The organism is Rodentibacter haemolyticus (assembly GCF_015356115.1).
Lineage (GTDB): Bacteria > Pseudomonadota > Gammaproteobacteria > Enterobacterales > Pasteurellaceae > Rodentibacter > Rodentibacter haemolyticus.
This window is the reverse complement of sequence record NZ_CP063056.1, coordinates 2115742-2139673: the sequence shown is the minus strand read 5'-3', so window position 1 is coordinate 2139673 and position 23932 is coordinate 2115742. Positions and strand designations below refer to the sequence as shown.

The 23932-nt window shown below is 40.0% G+C and carries 22 protein-coding genes and 1 pseudogene; 7 read left to right on the top strand and 16 right to left on the bottom strand.

Annotated features, from left to right (window positions below):
* Positions 1–10: 10 nt before the first annotated feature.
* The 12 genes from srlB to mnmE form a co-directional block, all read right to left on the bottom strand.
* Positions 11–376, bottom strand: coding sequence for a PTS glucitol/sorbitol transporter subunit IIA (gene srlB / locus IHV77_RS10250; protein ID WP_194811853.1), 366 nt, complete (start codon positions 374–376; stop codon positions 11–13).
* Between the two features lie 51 nt (positions 377–427).
* On the bottom strand, positions 428–1414 hold the full coding sequence (gene srlE / locus IHV77_RS10245; protein WP_194811852.1) for a PTS glucitol/sorbitol transporter subunit IIB: 987 nt from the start codon (positions 1412–1414) through the stop codon (positions 428–430).
* Positions 1415–1426: 12 nt separating this feature from the next.
* Positions 1427–1972: a PTS glucitol/sorbitol transporter subunit IIC gene (gene srlA, locus IHV77_RS10240; RefSeq protein WP_194811851.1), complete on the bottom strand. Its 546-nt coding sequence runs from the start codon at positions 1970–1972 to the stop codon at positions 1427–1429.
* A 270-nt stretch (positions 1973–2242) separates the two neighbouring features.
* Positions 2243–3418 carry a 23S rRNA (uracil(747)-C(5))-methyltransferase RlmC gene (gene rlmC / locus IHV77_RS10235; protein WP_194813278.1) on the bottom strand — a complete coding sequence of 392 codons (1176 nt, stop codon included), beginning with the start codon at positions 3416–3418 and terminating at the stop codon, positions 2243–2245.
* Positions 3415–4461, bottom strand: a complete 1047-nt coding sequence (nagZ, locus tag IHV77_RS10230; RefSeq protein ID WP_194811850.1) for a beta-N-acetylhexosaminidase — start codon at positions 4459–4461, stop codon at positions 3415–3417. The genes rlmC and nagZ overlap by 4 nt, the downstream gene beginning before the upstream one ends.
* A gap of 2 nt (positions 4462–4463) precedes the next feature.
* The gene (locus tag IHV77_RS10225) at positions 4464–4814 is read right to left on the bottom strand and encodes a DUF1425 domain-containing protein (RefSeq protein WP_194811849.1); all 351 of its coding nucleotides are present in this window, start codon (positions 4812–4814) and stop codon (positions 4464–4466) included.
* A complete protein-coding gene (gene hinT, locus IHV77_RS10220) occupies positions 4814–5164 on the bottom strand; it encodes a purine nucleoside phosphoramidase (protein WP_194811848.1) in 351 nt (116 codons plus the stop codon). The genes IHV77_RS10225 and hinT overlap by 1 nt, the downstream gene beginning before the upstream one ends.
* Before the next feature lie 305 nt (positions 5165–5469).
* The gene (locus IHV77_RS10215; RefSeq protein WP_194811847.1) at positions 5470–5937 is read right to left on the bottom strand and encodes a YjiG family protein; all 468 of its coding nucleotides are present in this window, start codon (positions 5935–5937) and stop codon (positions 5470–5472) included.
* Complete coding sequence (locus tag IHV77_RS10210) at positions 5934–6590, bottom strand: nucleoside recognition domain-containing protein (protein ID WP_228550012.1); 657 nt, start codon at positions 6588–6590, stop codon at positions 5934–5936. Before IHV77_RS10210 ends, IHV77_RS10215 begins: the two co-directional genes overlap by 4 nt.
* A gap of 512 nt (positions 6591–7102) precedes the next feature.
* Complete coding sequence (gene ppiD / locus IHV77_RS10205; RefSeq protein ID WP_194811846.1) at positions 7103–8965, bottom strand: peptidylprolyl isomerase; 1863 nt, start codon at positions 8963–8965, stop codon at positions 7103–7105.
* Between the two features lie 78 nt (positions 8966–9043).
* Positions 9044–9616 carry a manganese efflux pump MntP gene (locus IHV77_RS10200; RefSeq protein WP_194811845.1) on the bottom strand — a complete coding sequence of 191 codons (573 nt, stop codon included), beginning with the start codon at positions 9614–9616 and terminating at the stop codon, positions 9044–9046.
* A 9-nt stretch (positions 9617–9625) separates the two neighbouring features.
* On the bottom strand, positions 9626–10984 hold the full coding sequence (gene mnmE, locus IHV77_RS10195; protein ID WP_194811844.1) for a tRNA uridine-5-carboxymethylaminomethyl(34) synthesis GTPase MnmE: 1359 nt from the start codon (positions 10982–10984) through the stop codon (positions 9626–9628).
* 199 nt (positions 10985–11183) lie between these two features.
* On the opposite strand from mnmE, the gene IHV77_RS10190 reads away from it, so the two are divergent.
* The 4 genes and pseudogenes from IHV77_RS10190 to IHV77_RS11990 form a co-directional block, all read left to right on the top strand.
* A complete protein-coding gene (locus IHV77_RS10190) occupies positions 11184–12200 on the top strand; it encodes a Fe(3+) ABC transporter substrate-binding protein (protein WP_194811843.1) in 1017 nt (338 codons plus the stop codon).
* A gap of 58 nt (positions 12201–12258) precedes the next feature.
* Positions 12259–13926 (top strand): ABC transporter permease, encoded by a 1668-nt coding sequence (locus IHV77_RS10185; RefSeq protein WP_194811842.1) that lies wholly within the window; start codon positions 12259–12261, stop codon positions 13924–13926.
* Entirely contained in the window at positions 13926–14960 is a 1035-nt protein-coding gene (locus IHV77_RS10180) for an ABC transporter ATP-binding protein (protein ID WP_194811841.1), read from the top strand. Before IHV77_RS10185 ends, IHV77_RS10180 begins: the two co-directional genes overlap by 1 nt.
* A 291-nt stretch (positions 14961–15251) precedes the next feature.
* Positions 15252–15488: pseudogene (locus IHV77_RS11990) on the top strand (MFS transporter); the annotation flags it as partial.
* 98 nt (positions 15489–15586) lie between these two features.
* On the opposite strand, the gene IHV77_RS10175 reads toward IHV77_RS11990, so the two are convergent.
* Genes IHV77_RS10175 through IHV77_RS10165 form a run of 3 tightly spaced genes read right to left on the bottom strand, consistent with a single transcriptional unit; the run spans position 15587 to position 17573 of the window.
* Positions 15587–15916 carry a branched-chain amino acid transporter permease gene (locus IHV77_RS10175; RefSeq protein WP_194811840.1) on the bottom strand — a complete coding sequence of 110 codons (330 nt, stop codon included), beginning with the start codon at positions 15914–15916 and terminating at the stop codon, positions 15587–15589.
* On the bottom strand, positions 15913–16635 hold the full coding sequence (gene azlC, locus IHV77_RS10170) for an azaleucine resistance protein AzlC (RefSeq protein ID WP_194811839.1): 723 nt from the start codon (positions 16633–16635) through the stop codon (positions 15913–15915). The genes IHV77_RS10175 and azlC overlap by 4 nt, the downstream gene beginning before the upstream one ends.
* A gap of 11 nt (positions 16636–16646) precedes the next feature.
* On the bottom strand, positions 16647–17573 hold the full coding sequence (locus IHV77_RS10165; RefSeq protein ID WP_194811838.1) for a LysR family transcriptional regulator: 927 nt from the start codon (positions 17571–17573) through the stop codon (positions 16647–16649).
* A 363-nt stretch (positions 17574–17936) separates the two neighbouring features.
* Between IHV77_RS10165 and IHV77_RS10160 the strand changes: the two genes are divergently transcribed.
* The 3 genes from IHV77_RS10160 (at position 17937) to IHV77_RS10150 (ending at position 22085) form a co-directional block, all read left to right on the top strand.
* Positions 17937–18857: a TAXI family TRAP transporter solute-binding subunit gene (locus tag IHV77_RS10160; protein ID WP_232842177.1), complete on the top strand. Its 921-nt coding sequence runs from the start codon at positions 17937–17939 to the stop codon at positions 18855–18857.
* 83 nt (positions 18858–18940) lie between these two features.
* Positions 18941–21580, top strand: a complete 2640-nt coding sequence (locus IHV77_RS10155) for a TRAP transporter permease (RefSeq protein ID WP_194811836.1) — start codon at positions 18941–18943, stop codon at positions 21578–21580.
* 79 nt (positions 21581–21659) lie between these two features.
* On the top strand, positions 21660–22085 hold the full coding sequence (locus IHV77_RS10150; protein ID WP_194811835.1) for a universal stress protein: 426 nt from the start codon (positions 21660–21662) through the stop codon (positions 22083–22085).
* 53 nt (positions 22086–22138) lie between these two features.
* Here IHV77_RS10150 and ggt read toward each other — a convergent pair whose 3' ends face one another.
* The gene (gene ggt, locus IHV77_RS10145; protein WP_194811834.1) at positions 22139–23893 is read right to left on the bottom strand and encodes a gamma-glutamyltransferase; all 1755 of its coding nucleotides are present in this window, start codon (positions 23891–23893) and stop codon (positions 22139–22141) included.
* Positions 23894–23932 lie beyond the last annotated feature (39 nt).

The window sequence follows — 23932 nt, the reverse complement described above, 5'->3', positions numbered from 1 at the left end:
TTATAACTCCTTAATTTTTGATAATGCTTAAAATCGTATTTTCTGTAATGTTTGTAGGAATATTGCCTTTCACGTGAATCGTTCCCGGATATTCCGCAATATTAGCGCCATCAAAACGCCAAGTAACATGCCCCAATTCTTTCAAATTAATACTTGCAACTTGTCCAATTGCTGTAATTTGAAAATTTTTATTATCAATTTGCAACATATAACCGACCTGAATATCAGTCTGTAATTCTCCGTGAGAATGAATAAAGCAATAGTCCTCTAGATCTGCCGGTGCGCCTTGTTTAAAGGTAATAAGCATATTTTCAGCAAGTGATTCACGAGCAAATTTGCCAATTTTAGTAAATTTGGTTTGATAAATAACTGTCATCTTACTTTTCTTTCCTCGGTAGATAGAGCGGCTCATACCGCTCTGTATTGATTAATAAATATATGCCGATACAAACCAAGCGACTAATACCGTAGGAGCCCCGGTTAAAAAGCGACTGACCAATACGGATGGTACACCAACCCGAACGGTGTCCTGCTTGGCTTCTGCTAAAGACAAACCGACCGGAATAAAATCACAAGCCGCTTGTGCATTGATAGCGAATAATGCCGGTAGCGCCAAATGCGGCGGAATATTACCTAAGCCGATTTGCACACCGACCAACGTACCGATAACCTGTGCAATAACCGCACCGGGACCAAGAAACGGCGATAAAAACGGAAAAGAACAAATTAATGCTAACGTAACCAAACCGATCGGACTGTTTGCCAGTGGTATTAAACCGTGTGCGATCCAATCCCCTAAACCTGAAGCAATAATGATCCCGATCAAGGCTGATACAAATGCCATAAAAGGTAAAATTGTTTTTAACACGGTATCAATCGTATCTCGTCCCGATTGGAAAAAAATAGCAACGACCGACCCCATTCCTATACCGATTTTGGCTAATAAACCATCACTTTGCTCGGTAATTTTCTTTGTTGTGTCATAATCTTTTACATTTTCTTTTGGTTGATCCTGAATAGTTTGGGCTACATATTTCGATAACTCGGTGTCAATTAAAGTAATATTATTTTCCTTTACAGCAGACACGTAGATACTTTCAACAATATACTCGGCAAGCGGACCTGACTTTCCGGTCGCATGAATATTAATCGTAGGGATTCCTCGTTTTGGGTACAAACCACAACGCAGCACACCGCCACAATCGACAATTGCAATACCTATTTCATTATTTTCCGGTTCACCATCTTTAAAACCGTCCACCGCTTCCCACCCGGTTAATTCAACCAAATGTTCCACAATACTCGGCTTTGTTCCTGCCGTCATATACAAAATTTTTTTTCCTGCTACAACCGGTATAGTTAAAGGTCCTCCCCAGCCGCTTTGACCTTTTTCAATATAAAGTGCTTTTGACATATACTGTTACTCCTATAGATGTACTTCACGCGCTAATTTAATTCCCATCCGTCTTGCAAAGACAGCTGTGGTAAAATCCGTAATCCAACCACGAAAGAAATTGGTAAACATACCTACTAACAAATAACTAACGGCTAAGGGCGCTAAAGGCAAACCTAAGGTTGTTAATCCGCTGGCAATACCTAAATACACAAATAATTCCCCCGGGTTAATATGCGGAAACAAACCGTTCATAGAATGACAACTATAAGAAGCAGCCGCGTAATAACTCGGTTTATACACTTCAGGTAAAAATTTCCCCAAACTTAAGGTCATTGGGTTACAAAATACGAAAGTACCGAACACCGGTAAAATCAAATAACGTGAAATAGGATTCCCGGCGCTACGTTGCGCTAAACGTTCGATACGTTCTTGACCAATCAACTTAATTAAGGCATTCATCACCACTAACAATGAAATCAATAATGGTAAAATTCCCGTCACCATACTGACAAAAACTTCACCGCCTTTCTGGAATAATCCGATAAACCATTCCGCACCATGTGTAATAAATTCCATAAGTTTTCTCCCAAAATGAAAGTTTTATGTTTTGTTTCTGATCTAATAACCAATCATTGAAACTTATTTTATTTCACTTTGAAAACAAAAAACGTGATCGAGATCTCAAAAACAGAAAAATCTTTTAATTGAAAGAAAATTTATTTCATTTCAACAAATGAATTTATTTGCATTTAGAAAAGAAATAATAAGAGAAATATAACGTTAATTTAATGAGGAGACTCGGTATAAAAAAGACAAATTAAGGCAAGTATATGCACCTGCCTTAGTTTAGTAGGAAGTTCGTTCCAACAGCATCAACACTTCATAGTGCGCCGTATGTGGAAACATATCAAAGAGTCGGATTTTTCTTGCGTTATAATGAGTTAAATGCCGTAAGTCTTTTCTCATAGAGGCGGCATTACAGCTGGAATACAAAATAAAACGCGGTTGCATTTCGTTAAGAAATTCACTTAGAGGTTTACCAATGCCGCGGCGTGGCGGATTGACGATAACCAAATCAGGCTTACGTTCATTCTGATTTAACGCAAAATTCGCCGCATCTAAAGATTGAAATTTAATATTTTGTAATCCTAATTTTTGTGCGGATGTTTTAGCGGCCAAAATAGCGGAAGCGGAAATCTCGATTCCTGTAAGTTCAATAGAATGGCTCCGGTTTTCCTGTAATGCTTTTACACAATGCAAACCAAAACCACCTACGCCACAAAAGAGATCCCATAATGAAGTTACCGGCAGATTTTTTATCCACTGTTGAGCTGTTTCGTATAACCCTGAAGCGACATACGGATTAGTTTGAAAAAATCCTTGAGGACGAATAAATAGTGGTACATCATTAAAATTCTCAGCTAATAGTTGCTGTTCGGTCAGAAAAATCTCTTTTTCTCCCTCTAAAATAGCGGCATGCTGTGGCTGTAAATTTACACTTACGACTTCTAATTGCGGTAATTTAGCCAATAATCCTGATAACTCACGGCGAATAAGCGCTAATTTATTTTCAGATCGCAAGACAAAACGAAGCATTAATTTACCCGTTGCTGCACTTTCCGTAAGTAAAATATATTTCAATTCACCCTTTTGTTTTGCCACGTTATAAGGCACAAGCCCTGCTCTTCCAATAAAATCCTTGAGAATAGGAAAAATATCTTGAAAATGCTTAGGATAAAGCGGGCAATCACATAAATCCACCGCACTTTGCGGATTATCCGGATCTTGCAAAATACCGAGGATCGGACGTTCCACTGCACCGCTTACCACCATTTTGGCTTTATTACGGAATGCGTTTTCTGAGGATTGAAAAGGCGGCAACCATGTTAAATTATCGTATTTCAAATCAGAAAGTTGAGTTTGAAGATTCGTTATTTTTTCGGAAAGCTGCCGCTCATAAGGCACATCAAGCCATTTACATGAACGACAACTACCTGCTTGATAATGGTGACAAGAAATCATACTTTGGTTGCCAGCCATTCTTGTTGAAGTGCGGTCAATTTTTTATGATTTTCTAACCAACGTGAGGATTTCGTCAGTTCTATCCAGCTGAGAGATTTTTTCTTAAATAAACTGCTCAAACGGGTTTGACGCTGTTGAAAGTGCGGTTGATTTTCCTTGAGTTTTAATTGATCCAGTACCTGAATAACACCTTCACGTTCATTACAAAGAAGCAACAAATCACAGCCGGCGTTCAATGCTTTTTCGCTACGTGTCACAAAATCGCCCATAAATCCAGCTCCTTTCATACCGAGATCATCAGAAAAAATCGTACCGTTAAAATTCAATTTTCCACGTAAAATATGTTTTAGCCAATATTCCGAGCCGCTTGCCGGCTGGTTATCACAATGGGTGTAAATGACATGTGCCGGCATAATGGCATCCAATTTTTGCTGTTTGATTAATTGCTGGAAGGGGTGAATATCTTTAGCAAAAATTTCCGTTTGAGGGCGTTCATCAATCGGCGTTTCGAGATGAGAATCCGCCAGTACGTGCCCATGTCCGGGAAAGTGTTTGCCCGTTGCCGCCATACCCGCTTGGTGCATACCATCAATAAAAACACTTGCTAAATTGACCGCACTTTTTACATCATCAGAAAAACTACGATCGCCGATAGCACGACATTTATGCCCTAAATCCAATACGGGCGCAAAACTCAAATCAATGTCAAGTGCGGTCATTTCCGCTGCCATTTGCCAGCCTGCCTCGCGCGCCCAATTTTGTTGCTGTTCTAAATCGGATGATAATGCCGCAAAGGCTTGCATTGCCGGTAGTTGAGTAAAACCCTCACGAAAACGTTGAACCCGCCCGCCTTCTTGATCCACCGTTATAAGTAAAGGCTTTTTCACCCGCTCACGCACAGATTTTACTAAGGCTTGAATTTGTTCGCGATCGTAAAAATTACGTGTAAATAAAATCACGCCTGCAACGAGAGGGTGCCCCAGTAATTCGATTTCTTCCTGAGTAAGCGTATAGCCTTCAAGATCAATTAATAATGTCGACATAATTATTGTAAATAAAGACGGTAATTTGTGCTCTCAGGCGTTGGCTTGGCTAATTCAACTGCCTTTTGCTCTTGAGGTTGTAAATGTAAATTTCCCGACAAGCTTTCGCGCTGTTGATCCCACACTTGGGTTACCCCTTGAGCGTTATACCAAAAAAGACGGTAATTCACATTGATCGGTTGAGTGCTTTTATTTTTTACCCATGCCGAGTTTGAACTCACTTTTGCCTCAATATTTGTCGTAAGCTCAGCCGCAACATTCAAAATCGGGGTGTTAGTATGAACTAAATTAGGATCGGAATTTGAACAAGCCGCCAAAACGAAAGCGCTTAAAAGAATTAGTGATTTTTTCATTATTTATTCAACATTTTCCCTAGAGGCTCGCCACCGACAAGATGCATATGGATGTGGAAAACTTCTTGTCCGCCGTGTTTGTTACAATTTACGATCAAGCGATATCCCTCTTCCGCAATGCCCTCTTGTTTTGCCAATTTTGCTGCAACAGTGAATAAACGACCAAGAGAAACTTCATCTTGCTCGGTAACATCATTTACCGTTGGAATGAGTTTATTCGGAATAATTAAAATATGGGTTTTGGCTTGTGGTGCAATATCACGAAATGCGGTAACAAGTTCATCTTGATAAACAATATCGGCGGGAATTTCTTTACGAATAATTTTGCTGAAAATGGTTTCTTCTGCCATAGAATTTTCCTTTCATCAATGAAAAAAGTGCGGTTAAAAACTACCGCACTTTTTATCAGAAATCAGGTTTGATTGCAATTCACCTTTCATCATAAGAAGAAAAGCTCACAGATTGTTGTCCTTTACTATGCCGGTTCATTAGTCTAACTCTTTTGGGGCAAAACAAAATACCCCTTATAACGATAAACAATGTTTACCTACACTGATTTCTGAAATAGCTTTTCAATAATAGCCAAAATTAAATTTCATTTAGGCACGACAGAATCAACGGACATATATTCCGTTTTGGCGTACATATTCTCCCTCTAAATTATAAATTTCATTAATAACATGGCTAAATAAGCATTTACAATGCAAATTCCAAACATTATTAAGTAATGTTTACCGGGCACGCCTAGCACTCCTAATATACGTCCCATATATTGGACGGTTGAGCCGACTAATGCCATACCAGGTAATAAAATAGCAATATGCTGGGCATTTAATGTACCCTCTTGAACCAACGCGACCAATACCCCGGCAGCACCGCCCCAACTCAAGAAAGCTGCTAAGAATACGGCTATAGATTCACCGGGCAAGCCTAAAGGAGACATAATAAAGCCGACATATTCGCCTAATAATTTTAATAATCCTGAAGTATTTAAAATATAGATGATGACATAAGCCATTAAAACATTAGGTAATGTACTATGAATTGCGATATTCCAACCTTTTCTCGCTCCTTCGATAAAAATATCAGTAATTAATTTAGTTTCATTTTTTGTTGGATTCATACTTCCACCTCATCGTCTTTCACAAAATTTTTTACATAAAGACGCATTAAATTTGCCCCAAGGACTTTAAATAGCAAAATGATTCCTAAACATAACGCAATAGAGATTGGAGGAACATTGCCAAAACTATCGGTTATCATTAATAACGGTGCAAAAGATGCTAAAAAATTAGTTAAAAAAGCTCCCGCACTAAATTGGAATGTAGCAAAAATCAATAGCTCTTTATGGCTTATTCTATTTTCATTACTTAAAAATTTTGTGGTTGAACTCCCCGCATCCGTACTTTGTGTGCTGGCAATAAGTGAAATAGAGCAGACTCCGGGAATCCCCATTAAGGGTCTTAAAATGGGACTAAGCCATTTTGAAGCTGCAAGTAATGCGCCATAATGTTCAAAAATAGCCATAAAGCCGAGAGCTAACATTACGCTGGGAATTAAGGTTAATGCAAATAGAAAACCACCTTTCGCACTGGTTCCGCCGGAAGTTTTCAACCACTCAGGAAAATGCCCCGTTAATTTACCAAAATCAAAAACACCACCCCACAATTCCTTAGCCAATCCGCTAAAAAATATGATGGCACAACCTAAAGAAATAGTGCCAACAATCAGCTTTTTAATATTATTTTCATCATTATTTTGCATTTCTTCGTTCATTTTTTTCTCCCAATATTATTACATTCAGAAATGTGAAATTACTATAAGTGAGATTACTCGAAATTACTGTGATCAACATCACAAAATAAATGATTTGCCTCAGATTTAAAAAACTTAGCAAAAGGTTTAAATTCAATATTGTATCGGACTCATTCGGGGGAATAGATCCGTTTGGCGTTAAGACGTGTATCCGGTGCAGTTCACAGATCTAAATTGGATAATCCGGCAGATAACTGTTTATGATTTCAAAATAAATTGATGCAATCTTTGTGTAAGGATGAAATAAAATTCAACCGCTTGTTTTGTTGCTCAAATGTTTAGGTATATTAGGACATAAAAAATCTGCCCCTAACTTAGTTGGTTTATTTAGTCCAACTTTTTGGGGCAGATCATTTGGCTTTATTTAAAGGAATGTGAATACGTTTTAATCACAGCAGCTTAAAATCTCAAATTTCCATTTAAAGCAACTGGTTAAAGGGCGTTTAGCCTAGTTATTTAGGACAGCCCCAAAATTAATTTTCATCTTCTTGTTTGACAAAGCCTTCATTGATTTCAATTTGTGCTTTTTCACGCAACGCTTGCATCAATTGTCCGCGTAATTCAAGCTGACCGGTCTGGCGTAATTGCTCACCAAATTGTGCCAATTCCTGATCATTTAATTCACCTTGCTCTACTTCATTGAGTGCAGCGATAATTACATCACCTTTAGCGTTACGCACCATCTCATAAACCACTTTGCCGTTTTCAGGTTTATGAATAGAAAAAATACCATTGAGCAAAATAGGATCTTGATTTTCAGTAAATGTGAATGTTTGATCTTTACTAAAAGCAATGCCGGAAGGCAATTTATTCGGATTAGCCGGTAAATCTTTTACCAGTTCCGTTACGATTGCAGTTAATGCTTTCTCTGCTTTTTCACGTTTTAAGAAAGTTTCGATGTCCGCTTTGGCTTCTTCTAAGGTTTTTACGCCTTCTGCTTTGTGATCCAATACACGCACCAACACAATATTTTGTTCACCTACATTTAACGGCTCCGAATTTGCACCGCCATTCGCAATATCAGAATCAAACACTGCTGAAGTTACGCTAGGAAAATTGAGTTCCGCCGGCACATTTTTACGTGAAAAATAGTCACTTTCCAACACTTTCACATCGGCAACTTGCGCTGCGGTCTCTAAAGATTTACTGTCTTCAAAGGCTTTTTCCCGAACCTCTTTTTCAATCGCATAAAAACGATTATCTAATAAGTTTTTACGCACTAAATCCGCTACTTGTTTTTTTACTTCAGAGAGAGGTTTTTCTTTACGCTCTTCTACTCGGATAATATGGAAATAGCCATCAACATTGACAGGCTCACTATAAGTATCGACTTTTAAGTTGGTCGCCGCTTCTTCAAAAGTCTTCGGTAATTCATTTGCGTTTACCCAGCCTAAATCACCGCCATTTTTACCGGAAATTTTATCCATAGAACGGTTTTTCGCTAATTCGGCAAAATTCGCACCATTTTGTAATTCCTGGTACGCCGTTTGAGCATCTTGTTCATTAGGAAATTGAATATGTGCTAAACGTTGAGTCATAAATTGCGCTTTATTATCTTGATAGTATTGCGCTATTTCGACATCACTCACTTGAATACCTTTTGCAATTTCTTCACCGGAAATACGAATATATTGCACTTTAACCTGCTCCGGTTGGATAAAAGCTTTTTGGTTCGCATCATAATAAGCTTTAACTTCATCTTCGCTTACGTTTTGTTTCGCCATTTCATCCGCAAGAGAGAGAGTCGCTAAACGTGCCGTGCGTTTTTGGAAAAAGACTTGAGCGTTATCTTTTACTTGAACGGGTACGACAAATTCACTGTCTGCAATACCGTTTTGCATTTGCTCAAGAGTAAGCGCACTACGCAATATAGCGGCATAAGCATCTGAACTTAAACGATTTTGAGCCAAAATCTGTTGATAAAGCGCATTATCAAATTTACCGTTTGATTGGAAATTAGGATCCGTCACAATCGCACGTTTAATCATTTCATCACTTACACTCAATTTGAGTTCTTTTGCATATTGACGAAGTAATTCCTGATCAACCAAACGATCGATTAAACTTTGACGCAGTGCATTTACAAATTCCGGTGAATCGGACTGCGTTAAAAAGGCTTCGCCTTCTCGAGCCGCACGGGCTTCAAATTCTTGATTATAGCGATTCATAAATTCTTGCTGAGAAATGGTTTCACCATTTACTTTCGCTGCATAAGAATCATTTGAGCTAAACAAATAACCGGACATACCACCGACTAAGAACGAAACAGTAATAAGACCGAGAATAAATTTGGCAATTTTGGTATTTGCCACCCCATTCATTTTTTCAATAAACATATTTACCCTTAAAGAGAACAAAATTTTTGAGATTATAATCGAAAGCGAGGTAGTTCGCACATTTATAGTGAATTAAATTTAAAAATGTAAAAAAACTCCGTGTTCAAACAAGATTTTAATCCCCATTATCATCAATATGAAGCCGCCAAAAATTTCTGCTTTACTTTTAAAATTTTTCCCTAAAAAATGACCGCTCTTTACGCCGATGAAAGAAATAAAAAAAGTCATTACACCGATAATCAACACGGCATCAATGATATTTACATTTAAAAATGCAAATGAAATCCCCACCGCTAAAGCGTCAATACTTGTTGCCACACTCAGCGTTAATAAGCGTTTTATGCTGATAAAATGAGTAATGCTTGTCTCCTCATCATCGTTACTAAAACCTTCATGAATCATATTCACACCGATTAACAACAATAACCCGAAGGCGGCCCAGTGATCCCAATCTTGAATCATTTTGCTGAATTGCGTACCCAGTGCATAGCCGATTAATGGCATTACCGCTTGGAAAATACCGAAACAAAGCGCGATCATTATCGCTTGTCCCCAACGGAATGAACGCATTGCCAAACCTTTAGAAATAGATACGGCAAAAGCATCCATAGAAAGCCCAAATGCAATCAGCCATAAACTATAAAATGCCATTAATCGACCTTATTTGCCAATACAAAAAGAGCTGAAAATGTTACCGAGCAAATCATCTGAGGTAAATTGCCCTGTGATTTCACTTAAATGAGTCTGCACTAAACGTAGTTCTTCCGCCAATAATTCACCTGCATGAAATTCCGTAAGTTGTACCAAGCCGATTTGTAAATGTTCCGCCGCTTTTTCTAATGCGTCTAAATGGCGGCGGCGGGCAAGAAAACCGCCTTCAATACCGGTTTGGAAACCCATCGCTTGTTTCAAATGCTCACGGAGTAACTGTACGCCTTTTTGTGTTTGAGCAGATAAACGAATGACCGGATAGCCATTTTCTTCTTTCAATCCTTCTTCTTCACCGCTTAAATCAATTTTATTGCGAACGATCGTAACCGGAATATTCGTTGGCAATTTTGCTAAAAATTCTGACCGCACTTTATCAAGATCCAGACTTTCCGTGTCGCTACTATCAAGCATTAAAATAATGCGATCCGCCTGTTCTATTTCATTCCAAGCACGTGAAATACCAATGCGTTCCACTTCATCTGCGGCTTCGCGCAAACCTGCGGTATCAATAATATGTAACGGCATACCGTCAATATGAATATGTTCGCGTAGTACATCACGTGTCGTTCCGGCAATATCGGTAACGATTGCCGCTTCACGACCGGCAAGTGCGTTCAACAAACTGGATTTTCCCGCATTTGGGCGACCTGCAATCACCACTTTCATTCCTTCGCGTAAAATCGAGCCTTGTTTTGCCTCACGGCGCACACCGTCAAGCTGTGCAATAATACTGCGTAAATTCGCTTCAATTTTTCCATCTGCCAAAAAATCAATTTCTTCATCAGGAAAATCAATCGACGCCTCAACATAAGTGCGCAAATAGATCACAGAATCCACCAACGCATTTACTTTGTTAGAAAATTCGCCTTGTAAAGATTTTAAAGCCGAACGAGCAGCTTGTTCTGAGGTAGCGTCAATTAAATCGGCAATAGCTTCCGCCTGTGCTAAATCCAATTTATCGTTTAAAAACGCTTGTTCGGAAAATTCGCCGGGTCTTGCCAAACGAATCCCTTCGATTTGTAAAATTCGTCTTAACAATAAATCCAAAACGACTTGCCCGCCATGACCTTGCAGTTCAAGTACGTCTTCACCGGTAAAAGAATTCGGTGATTTAAAATAAAGGGCAATCCCCTGATCAAGCACGGAACCATCAGTATCTTTAAAGGGTAAATAATTCGCGATACGGGGAGAAAGCTGCTTGCCCAGCACTTGCTGAGCCGCGACCTGAGCAAGAGGACCTGAAATGCGTAAAATACCAACGCCCCCCCGACCAATGGAAGTGGCTTGGGCGACAATCGTTTCTTTCATAGGTATCCTTATTAATGGAAAGCGATCAAATTTAGCAAAAAGAGACCGTTCAAAATGAAATTATCATATCACAAAGCTTGCTACATCTAAAATGTGATCTATCTCACACTTTTTAAATAATGATAATAATTCTTATTGAGTTTATCTCGGTTTCATTTTACAGTAATGCAGGTACATTGATCATTAGGAGAAGAAACGAATGAAAAAATCCCTTTCAGCATTTACCCTTGCGATTTCGGCTTTTGTAGCAGGCTCAGCCTTAGCCGCCAATGAAGTGAATGTCTATTCTTACCGCCAACCCTATTTAATTGAGCCGATCTTGAAAGATTTTGAAAAAGATACAGGCATTAAAGTGAATTTCATTTTTGCGGATAAAGGTCTGGTCGATCGGGTAAAACGTGAAGGCGAGCTAAGCCCCGCGGATGTGTTGCTGACGGTGGATATTAGCCGTGTGATGGAAATTGTAAATAGCGGTTTGGCTCAGCCGGTGCAAAGCGAGATATTAAAGCAAAATATTCCGGCTCAATATCGTGATTCTAACGATCAGTGGTTTGCCCTTACCGCCCGTACCCGTGCGATTTATACCGCAAAAGATCGTGTGGGCAGATTACCCGCAGATTTTACCTATTACGATTTAGCTAAACCTGAATTAAAAGGCAAAGTGTGCGTGCGTTCAGGGAAAAATGCCTATAACGTGTCGTTAATAGCCTCAATGATTGCTCAAGATGGCGAAGCAAAAGCGAAATCGTTCTTGGAAGGGTTAAAAGCGAACCTTGCCCAAAAACCACAAGGCGGCGACCGTGATCAGGTGAAAGCAATCAAAGAAGGCGTGTGTGATTATGCTCTTGGTAATAGCTACTACTTCGGAAAAATGTTGGAAGATGAAAAACAACGTAGCTGGGCGGAAGCCGTGTATATCAACTTCCCAAATCAGCAGGCTCAAGGCTCACATATGAATATTAGCGGTGCGGCAGTCGCAAAATATGCGCCAAACAAAGCGAATGCAGTGAAATTGGTGGAATATCTCAGCGGCAATAAAGCTCAAGGTTTATACGCCAAACTTAACCACGAGTACCCGGTAAAAGCAGATATTAAACCTTCTGAATTAGTCCAATCTTGGGGGAGTTTCAAAGCAGATACAATGCCACTGGAGAAAATTGCAGAAAATTATGACAAAGCGTTGAAATTGATCGACGAAGTAAAATTTGACCTGTAATTAAACCGGTTTAAAAAAGGCGACTTAATTCATTAAGCCGCCTTTTGGATTTTCTAAAATGCGTGATTGTTTTTCCTTTTTATACACGAAAATCTGGGGTTTCATTGCCTTTCTCATAGTCTTGTTTTTTGTGTTGCCGATTTCAGCCATTGTGTATCAAGCCTGGCAAGCCGATTGGCAACATTTGCAACATCTTTGGCAAACGGTACTGGTAGATTATGTACTGAATTCCCTTTGGCTAGTGCTGGGGACGGTGAGCTTAAGTTTGTTGTTGGCATTGCCAAGTGCGTGGATTGTTTCTTGCTATCAATTTAGAGGACAAAAAATCCTACAATGGCTACTCTGCCTACCGCTGGCAATGCCGGCGTATTTAGTCGGATATCTTTATACCACATTGCTAGATTATCCGGGTGTGGTTCAATCTTTTTTGCGAGAACAATTCGGCTGGGTAACGGCTCAAGATTATTATTTTCCTGCCATTCGAACCCTCGGTGGGGCATGTTTTATCTTGGCGCTAGTGCTTTATCCTTACATCTTTTTATTGGTACGAGTCGCTTTGCTTGAGCAATCGGAAAACCTAATCCAAAGTGCCAAAATGCTTGGTGCAGGCCGTGGACGCTTATTTCGTCAGGTGATTTTCCCGTTAATCCGCCCGGCAATGATGGTGGGAGCGGCATTGGTGGCAATGGAAACGTTGGGAGATTTTGGTACGGTCTCCTATTTCGCTGTGCCAACGCTCACCACTGCTGTATATGACACTTGGCTCGGCTTCGGAGATTTAGGTTCGGCAAGTCACATCTCTTTACTAATGCTGTTGATAATTTTTAGCTTGCTGATGTTAGAGCGCTACAGCCGCCACCGCCAAAAAATCTACCAACGAGGCTATGAAAAAACGCAACCGCTTAAACCCTTGGCAGGGCTAAAATTATGGTTGGCTCAAGGCTATTGCTGGGGGTTAGTCAGCGTGGCGTTTTTTATTCCTTTCGGGAAATTGATTTACTGGGCAGTGCTTTATTTTGATCTCAATGCAACAAGCCGTTTTTGGGAGTATGCCTCCCATAGTTTATTGGTATCATTCACCTCTGCCTTTTTGTGTGTCGCCTTGGCGTTATGTTTGCATTTTTTTAACCGATTAATGTGGCAACGATCCCCTTCCCGACAGCGCATTACTCGACTCGGGTTACAACTTTCAAGCCTCGGTTATGCCGTGCCGGGTACGGTGTTGGCAATTGGCATTTTAATCCCTTATTCACAGGCGGATCACCTTCTCCACAGCCTGCTACAATGGCTTGGGCTTTCCCCTGTAGGACTGATTTTTTCAGGCTCAATGTTTGCGTTAGTCTCAGCATATATGATGCGATTTTCAGCAATGGCGATAGGCGGCATTGAAACCTCAATGAACAAAATTTCCCCCGCCTTGGATATGGCAAGCCGAACACTGGGCCATAATGGTTTGAAGATGTTGCGGAAAGTCCATTTTCCACTACTTTCTAAGGGAATTTTGACCGCACTTTTAATGGTATTTATTGAAAGTATGAAAGAGTTAAATGCCTCACTCTTACTCCGTCCATTTAACTTTGACACCCTTGCTACCCACGTTTTTACCTTTACCTCAGATGAGCAACTCGAACAAGCCGCTCTCCCTGCTATTACACTAGTGTTAGTAGGGCTTGTACCTGTGATGTGGCTTACCCGCTCGCTGACCTCTAACCGGAAAACCGAATAATGAAAAGTTTACAAATTTACGCCCTCAATGTTCATTATGGCTCGCAACCGATTTTACAACAGCTTGATTTAACCATGCAGGAGAATGAAATTCTCTGTTTGTTGGGAGCAAGCGGTTGCGGCAAAACAACATTACTCAAAGCCATTGCGGGCTTACAGCCGATTACAAACGGTCGAATTTTATTAAATGGTAAAGATCTTACGTCAATTCCGACCGAAAATCGTCAAATCGGCTTAATTTTTCAAGATTATGCTCTCTTTCCACATCTTTCCGTACAAGAAAATATCGCCTTTGGACTGAACGGAAAAACACCCGCCGAAAAACAACAGATCGTGAATGAAATGGCTGAACTAGTACGTTTAAATAGGCTATTAGATCGTTATCCGCACGAGCTTTCAGGGGGACAACAACAGCGGGTGGCAATTGCCCGAGCCTTGGCATGTAAGCCTCATCTGCTCTTACTTGATGAACCTTTTTCCAACATTGACAGCCAAGTACGACAAAAGATGATCAGGGAAATTAAAGCGATTTTAAAGCAACAAAACGTCCCTGCGATTTTCGTTACCCATAGTAAAGAGGAGGCTTTTGCCTTTGCGGATAAATTAGCCTTAATGGCGCAAGGCAAAATTTTACAAATCGGCACGGCAACGGCGCTTTATCACACCCCAACCACAAAGTTTGTGGCAGAGTTTTTAGGGAATACCAATTATCTATCTTGTTATCGGGAAGGAAACCGGTTAATTTCCCCACTGGGTGAGCATATTTTCACCGCCCCACTTTGCCTTGCCAATGGACAAGAGGTAGCTGAAAAGGTGAAATTAGATTGGCTCATTCGCCCACAACATATCCAAATTCACCCCGATTTAAATGGGCAAGCGAAAATCTTGAGCCAACATTTTTACGGACATTTTTACCACTATCAGGTTCAGTTTAAGCAGACCATCCTCAATGTTCAGAGTGTAGAAGCTTTTAATGTGGGACAACAGGTTCGTTGCCACATCAGTGAAGATACACCCGTGTTATTCGAAATATAAAACATCGGTTAAATTTTTTGAATAAACACAGTTACCATGGTTCATATTATTTCAACTTTGTGCATTTGCTTACATAACACCGAATTTTTTAACCGCACTTTTATTCGGAAATTAATCTAAAAGACTTAGGTATATCCTTCCATTTTATATAAACTAAAATCAAGAGGCATTTTTCAGTGTCATACATTTAATTCTTTGTTTATCTTTATATTTCACGGCACGAATACTGACTTCTCCGGGCTTGCTTATACCACCGCAGTACAAAGCGTATTCTTTGTTTAATTACGACACATAGTTATCCATTTTTACTGCTTGCGACGCTGTGTTTCGGTAGGGAGTATATTCGTATTTCTTTACCTCGGGATTTTTTCAATTATCAGCTTGTTTGCGAATACCGCGCTTGCAAATATTTTGGTGAAACGGGATAAAGGTGAGAACCAAGGATTAATGTTTGGTGCATCTAAAATGATTTTAGCCGTAAGCACTGCCGGCGTAATGAATATATTGCCGTATGTTTTTCTGATCTAAGAAAAGCAAAGTTGAAAGTTAAAAAAGTGCGGTCAAAAAATCGGGTGAATATTAAACCTCACGATTTAAAACCTTTTTATTTCACCGAAAAGCAGAAATTAAATAAACACGCTTTGTACTAAAACCATATAAAAGATTGTTCCCGCCGCAATGGAGAGAAACATATTCTTTTTCCAAAAATGTAATACAAGCACTAATATGCCGGCGAGAAAATCCGGAATGCCGTGATGTCCATTAAAAATATCAATATTCTTGTAACAATATATGACTAACATCCCGAACATCGCTGCCGGAAAAACTTTACCGAGATAGCGAATATACTCAGGAATCGGACGGTTAGCCGGAAAAATCCAGAATGGCAATAAACGGGTAAGCTGTACCGCTAAGATACACACTCCGACTGTAATAATCTGTTCGGTTAAGGTCATTTTAATGACTCCAATTTTGTCTTTAATTTCGGGCGACGTACCGTTAAAACAATCCAAATGCCGATTAAAGCGGGAATAAGAAAATGTTCTTTTCCGACAATAAGTAATGAGACAAATGCAATACCCAAACCGATTAAAGAACTTTCGTGGGATTTTTCTTTCAACCAATTTTCAGCAAAAATAACCAAGAAAAGCGCGGTCATCGCAAATTCTACCCCTTTCAAATCGAAAGGCAGAATTTCACCAAACAAGTTCCCAATGGTTCCACCGATCACCCAATAAATATGTAAATATAAACTGACAAAAAACATATACCAGCCTTTATCTAAGTGCGGTGGTATTTTTGCCATATAATTAAGAGAAAAAGATTCATCAACCAGCGAGCTGATTAAATACCAACGCTTTTTGCCAAGTTGTGCTCCGTATTTTTCTAACATAGAAATGGCATAAAAAATTTGACGACCACTCACCATTAACGTAATCAGAAATACACTTAACGGAGAAAAGGGTGCAATCAATGCTCCCGCCGCGATAAATTCTACGGAACCGGCATAAATTAATAACGTCATCAGCATAGGATATAAAACGCCGAAACCAAGCGCTTTCATATAAATACCATAGGCGATACCAAGAAAAAGAAAGCCTGCTATCATTGGAACACTATAAGGAAAGGCAGCCTTGGCCGCCTCACGAATAGGATGTGGAGGAGTAAAATTCATTTATTATCCTCTCATTCTAAAACGGATAACCCGGGTAAGGTTGAAAAACTTTGCGATTTAACCGTTTGATAAAAATCATCTAAATAACCGACACTTTCGTCTTCCTTACGAATCGCCACATACAAATCACTGAATAACCCCTCGTGGGTTACTTTTCTCGCCACCACATAGCCTTTTTCCAAATAAGGCAATGCCGCCCAATAAGGCACCGTTGCAATGCCTCGGCGACTTGCAACCAACTGAATCATAGCAATAGTAAGCTCCGTTGTTCGACGTGTAGGATTAATGCCTTTCGGCTTCAACACCTTACGCAATAAATCCAACATATCGTCCGATACGGGATAAGTTACCCAAGTTTCATCTGCAAAATCTTCCGCTTCCCAAATTTCTTTTGTCGCTAAGGGATGATCTTTTGCGCAAATCCCCACCATTTCATAAGAAAAAAGCGGTTTAAAAATCACATCATCATTGGTTTCAACTTCAGATACAATCACACAATCAGCTCGATGAGAAAGCAACAATCCAATCGGATCCGTATGAAAACCTGACACGATATCCAATTCAACTAAAGGCCAATGCTCCCTAAATTCATCCATTGCCGGCATTAACCAATCGAAACAAGTGTGGCATTCCACCGCAATACGCAACTGTCCGGCATCACCGTGCTTGACACGAATCAAATCCCGCTCAGCATCAATCACTTTCGGCATCACCTCATTTGCAAGACGAATCAGACGCTCCCCCGCTGTGGTAAAGCACAGGGGATTACTTTTACGCTCAAATAAAGGCAGACCAAATTGCTCTTCAATCAGTTTTATTTGATGAGAAAGCGCAGATTGAGTGAGATAAACCCGTTTAGCGGCGGCAGAAACGCTACCGGTTTCTTTTAAAGCAAGGAGTGTTTTAAGATGTCGAATTTCAAGAAATGTGGGCTTCATTAGAAAAAAGCATAAAAATTGTAAACTGAATGAATTATATGATACTCCAAAATGAAAAAAATTAAAGTAAGAAACCCTTTCTATCAAAGATAGAAACGGATGAATAACTGCATCAAATGGAAAATGCAAGGGATTCAAAGTTCAGATTAACGCACTTATATCCAGTTAAAGAAAAGTTACCATGTTAAAAAAATGTGAAATAGCTCATATTTTCAAAAGAAAACGATTGCGCGCCTTAGAAAACCAGTATATTTTGTAATCGTTGCATCACAACATTCCCAAAAAACTTCTACATAAGAGGGCTTATCTATGAAAATTATCTCAAAAAAATATTTCGCTTTTTCTCTTGCAGCAGTATTAGCAATGGGTGCAATATCCGCACAAGCCGCTGACAAATTTGTTACCATCGGTACCGGTGGGCAAACAGGAGTTTACTATGTTGTCGGACAATCTATTTGTCAGCTGGTTAATCGTGATACGGCAAAAACACAAATTAAATGTAATGCCCCCTCAACCGGTGCATCAGTTGCAAATTTAAACGCAATCGCCGCTAATCAAATGGAAATGGGGATTGCGCAATCAGACTGGCAATATCATGCTTATAACGGCACAAGTTCTTTTGAAGGTAAGAAAAACGATAAACTTCGTGCAATCTTTTCTATTCACCCTGAGCCATTTACCCTAATGGCACGTGACGATTCTGCTATTCAACAATTCGATGATTTAAAAGGTAAGCGAGTAAATGTCGGTGATCCGGGATCCGGCACGCGTGCCACGATGAATGTCATTTTGGCGGCAAAAGGTTGGTCGGATAAAGAATTTAAAGTCGCCTCTGAATTAAAACCTTCAGAAATGGCATCAGTAATGTGCGATAACAATTTAGATGCGATTACTTATAACGTCGGTCATCCGAACGGTGCATTAAAAGAAGCGGCTGCATCCTGTAATGCTCATCTGGTCCCGATTACAGGTGCGGAAATTGATAAATTGGTTGCAGATAATCCTTACTACGCCAAAGCAACAATTCCCGGTGGGTTATATAAAGGAACGGATAATCCGGTAGAAACCTTCGGGGTTTATGCCACGTTAGTTACCTCCGCTGATGTCGATGCGGACAGTGTTTATGCTGTGGTGAAAGCAGTATTCGATAATTTTGATCGCTTCAAACGATTACACCCTGCATTCGCAAACCTAAAAGAAGAGGAAATGATTAAAAATGCCTTATCCGCACCTTTGCACGAGGGGGCTATTCGTTATTATAAAGAACGGGGTTGGTTAAAATAATCCGTTTTACTTAATATTTAGGCAGGCTAGCCCCTGCCTTTTTATGTTTATCAGCTAATATTTTATTTTCGGAGGGTTTTATTATGTCGCTAAAATCTGAAAAAATAGATTATGACGATCTGCAAGATATGGTGGCATCAAACGATGCAGGCGGACGAAATCCAAAAGGTTTCACCAAAAAACTGATTATAATTACCGCCATTTTATGGTCCGTATTCCAGCTCTATTACACTTCTCCTTTCCCATTTTGGCTACAAGAAATCATTCGGACTTGGGGGTGGGAATTAAATGTTGTCATTGATGATACCAAAGCCCGTTCCGTTCATTTGGCTTTTGCACTATTCCTCGCTTATTTAGCATTTCCCGCCTTCGCCAATTCTCCCAAGCAAAGAGTTCCTTATCACGATTGGTTGTTTGCCTTATTAGGCGCATTTTTAGGTACCTATTACATTTTCTTCTATGAAAGCCTGGTCACTCGCTTTGGTGCGCCCAATACGCAAGATATTATCGCCGGCTGCTTAGGAGTACTGCTATTACTTGAGGCTTGCCGTAGAAGTCTTGGATTACCATTAGTCATTATTGCCTCGGTATTTTTGTTATATAACTATTTCGGTCAATTTCTACCTGCAGACTGGATTATCAGCCATCGTTCAGGCACATTATCACAAATGGTGAATCAACAATGGGTAACAACCGAAGGGGTATTCGGTGTGGCTTTAGGGGTATCAACCAAATATGTATTTTTATTTGTACTATTCGGTGCATTGTTAGATAAAGCCGGCGCAGGCAACTATTTTATTAAGACCGCTTTTGCCTATTTGGGACATCTACGTGGAGGCCCGGCGAAAGCAGCAGTGGTATCTTCAGGCTTAACAGGATTAATTTCCGGCTCTTCGATTGCCAATGTCGTTACCACAGGTACTTTTACCATCCCAATGATGAAACGAGTCGGTTTCTCTGCGGAAAAAGCCGGTGCGGTAGAAGTCGCCTCATCGGTAAACGGGCAAATTATGCCTCCGGTCATGGGGGCTGCAGCATTTTTGATGATTGAATATGTCAATATGCCATATAGCCAACTCATCACCCATGCCGCATTACCTGCATTGATTTCCTATATTGCATTGGTTTATATCGTACATTTAGAAGCCTTAAAAATGAACCTAAAAGGCTTATCTCGCACAGACCAACCAAGCCCTATTTTAATAACCTTATTGAAAATAATGACCGCACTTTTAGTCGTTATCGGGTTAAGCCTTGTTACTCATTTTAGTTTGGGTTGGATAAAAACCGTCACCCCCGATTATGCTTTCCTCATCGTTTGTTTGCTACTCAGCGTCATTTATTTATTATTAATCCGCCGTGTCGCTGCATTTCCCGATTTGGAAATTGATGATCCCAATGCACCTATCGTTCAGCTCCCTTCAACCAAGCCAACCGTTAATGCCGGTTTACATTTTTTAATTCCGGTTATCATACTCATTTGGTGTTTAATGGTGGAAATGCTCTCTCCAGGATTATCCGCATTTTGGGGAACAATTGCACTGGCGGTCATTTTGGTGACTCAAAAGCCGTTATTGCATTATTTCCGCAACCAACCGGTAAAAAAATCCCAATTTATTGAAGGCTTCAATGCATTGATACAAGGATTGGAAACCGGAGCCAGAAATATGATCGGCATCGGTATCGCTACCGCAACAGCCGGTATCATTGTCGGTGTGGTATCCCTAACCGGATTCGGCGTTCAACTATCCGGCATTATCGAAACATTGTCGATGGGAAATATCCTACTCATGTTGGTTTTGGTTGCCGTATTCAGTCTCATTTTGGGTATGGGCTTACCGACTACCGCTAACTATATTGTAGTCTCATCATTAATGGCGTTAGTCATTGTCGAGGTAGGCAAACAAAACGGTTTAATTGTTCCACTGATTGCGGTGCATTTATTCGTATTTTATTTCGGTATTATGGCGGATGTAACACCACCTGTCGGATTAGCCTCTTTTGCCGCTGCAGCGGTGTCCGGTGGAAATCCGATAAAAACAGGTATAGTGGCATTTTTTTATAGTCTAAGAACAGCAATCCTCCCCTTCCTCTTTATTTTTAATACCGATTTATTATTAATTGATGTGGGTTGGGCGAAAGGGGCGATGGTAGCCATCGTATCAACCTTGGCTATCTTGGCATTCACAGCTGCAACAATGAATCACTTTTTAGTAAAAAATAAATGGTGGGAAACCGCATTGCTTATACTCGGAGCATTCATCGTTTTCCGCCCCGGATTTTTTATGGAATACATTTCCCCGACTTCACGCCATATTGAGCCGATACACTTGGAACAAGAATTAGAGAAAATACCCGTCGGACAAAATATTCTTCTTAAAGTATCCGGTACTAACCCCTATGGCAAAGATATTGCATTTTATTCGCAGCTATCCGTGCCTGAAGGAAAAAATAGTGAACAACGATTACAAAATCTGGGTTTGACGCTGTTAAATACCCAAGAAAAAATTGAAATAGAAGGAAAACAAATTGATAAAGTCATCATTGATATGGTTGAAGTGGATTCCCCTGCGGCAAAAGCCGGTTTAAATTGGGATCAAACCATTATCGACGTATCCCTACCGATGGTTTCTTTAGCAAAAGAATGGATGTTTATACCGGGCTTGTTGATTATTGCCGCAGTCGGCTGGAATCAACGTCGCCGAAAAAAACACACGCATTGATAACGCATTAAAGTGCGGTCGGTTTTTCGGCTGTTTTAGCTTTTAAAATCCTCCGCACACAAATAGAAAGGATAAAATTATGTATAAAAAATTGCTGTTAGCCATTGATCTCAATAATCCGAAAGGCTCACAATTTGTGATCGAAAGTGCTTTACGTCTCACCGCCCAAATACAGGAGCCCATATTTCGGGTAGTCGCTATCGTAGAGCCCGTTGATGACAGTTTTATCTCGGCATTTTTACCTAAAAATTTTGATAAATCCGTCATTGAAGAAGTGAATAAAGCGCTACACGAATTTACCCAAAAACATTTTCCGCCGAATACTAAAGTTCAACACATTGTCGCTCACGGCACGATTTACGAAGAAATCAACCGTATCGCCGATGAAAAAAATGTTGATTTAACCCTTATGCTCGCCAGCAGCAAACCTAATGCAAAAGGATTAAGCAACAACACGAGACGGGTGGCAAAATATGGCGATAAACCGGTTTTAATCCTAAAATAAAAAAATCCCCGTTCGATAACCGAATGGGGAAGTTAATTTTCTTATGCTAGGTATTAAAACCCAAGCGTTTTACCATCTGGATTACGCGGGTCAGAGTAACCGTAGAACCCACCGTCTTGAGCCTGAATAATTTGCACTCTCCCCATTGGAGCTTTAAGTTTAACCTTATGTCCTTTATCTCTGAGTATGGATAACGTATCAGGGCTAATTCCTTCCTCAATACGTAGTTCATCAGGAACCCATTGATGATGAACTCTTGGTGAAACAATTGCTTCTGCCGGATTCATATCATGATCAATCACATTGGAAATACTCTGTAAAACTGTCGTGATAATACGTGCACCGCCCGGGCTACCTGTAACCAACCAAGGTTTATTATCTTTCAAAACTAAGGTTGGTGTCATTGAAGAAAGTGGACGTTTTTTAGCCTCAATCTCATTCGCTGTACCGCCGATTAACCCAAACGCATTAGCTACTCCGGGTTTTGCCGAGAAATCATCCATTTCATTATTTAGTAAAATACCGGTTCCTTCTGCCACAATACCGCTACCAAAATTTAAATTTAAGGTGTAAGTTACCGCTACAGCATTACCGTTTTTATCCATAATCGAGTAATGGGTTGTTTGATCACTTTCGTACGGTTGTGGCTTACCCGGCTTAATATTTTCCCCTTTACGAGCCTGATACTCGTCAATATTTTGGATCAGTTCTTTGGCATACATTTTGGAAATTAATCCTTCAACCGGAATTTTCACAAAATCCGGATCCCCTAGGTACTCAGAGCGGTCTGCATAAGCCAATTTCATTGTTTCAGCCAAATAGTGGATCGTTTTCGCACTGTTTACCCCAAAATCGGCAAGTGGATAATTCTCCAACATATTAAAAATTTGCACCAAATGAATACCACCGGAACTTGGTGGTGGCATTGTCACAATTTTATATCCACGATAATTACCTTCAATCGGTTGACGCTCAACCGCTTTATATTGTTTCATATCCTCAAGAGTAATTTCCCCGTGATGTCGTTCCATCTCACGAACAATTTTTTCGGCAATTTCCCCCTCATAAAAAACCTTTGAACCTTTCTTCGCAATAAGTTTTAATGAATTTGCCAAATCTTTTTGTACTAATAGTTCTCCGCTCATTAACGGTCTATTTTCTTTAAAGAAAATTTTACGGCTACTTTCCCATTTACCCAAAACCTCCTGCTCCGTTTTCAATAAATTAGCAAGTGTATCACTAACTAAAAAACCCTCTTCCGCCAATTTAATTGCAGGTTCAATTAATGTATCGAAAGGTAATGAGCCCCACTTTTTCCATGCTAGCTCTAATCCAGATACCGTACCGGGTACACCAACCGCAAAATGGGTAAATAAGGATTTACCATCTACTACATTTCCATTTTTATCTAAATACATTTCACGATAAGCACTCAATGGAGCGGTTTCTCTAAAATCAATAGAAAAATTACTGTCTGTCTTCGCATCATGTAAAACCATAAAACCACCACCGCCAATATTACCCGCATTAGGTAGTACAACAGCAAGAGCAAACCCAACTGCTACCGCTGCATCAATTGCATTTCCGCCTCGTCTTAAGATATCAATACCGACCTGAGTTGCCAGTGTCTGCTCTGATGCAACCATTCCGTTTTGAGAATACACAGGATGAAAAATATCAGTAGTACTATCATAACGTTCAGCCGCTTTTGATATCGTCGGTAAAGCCTTTGCCCAACTACACTGAGAACTCAACACCGTTGTCGATAATAATAATGATACTAAGGTTTTCTTTAAATAACGTTGCATATTTTTTCTCCTATACAAGGTGAAATATTCACCACAAAG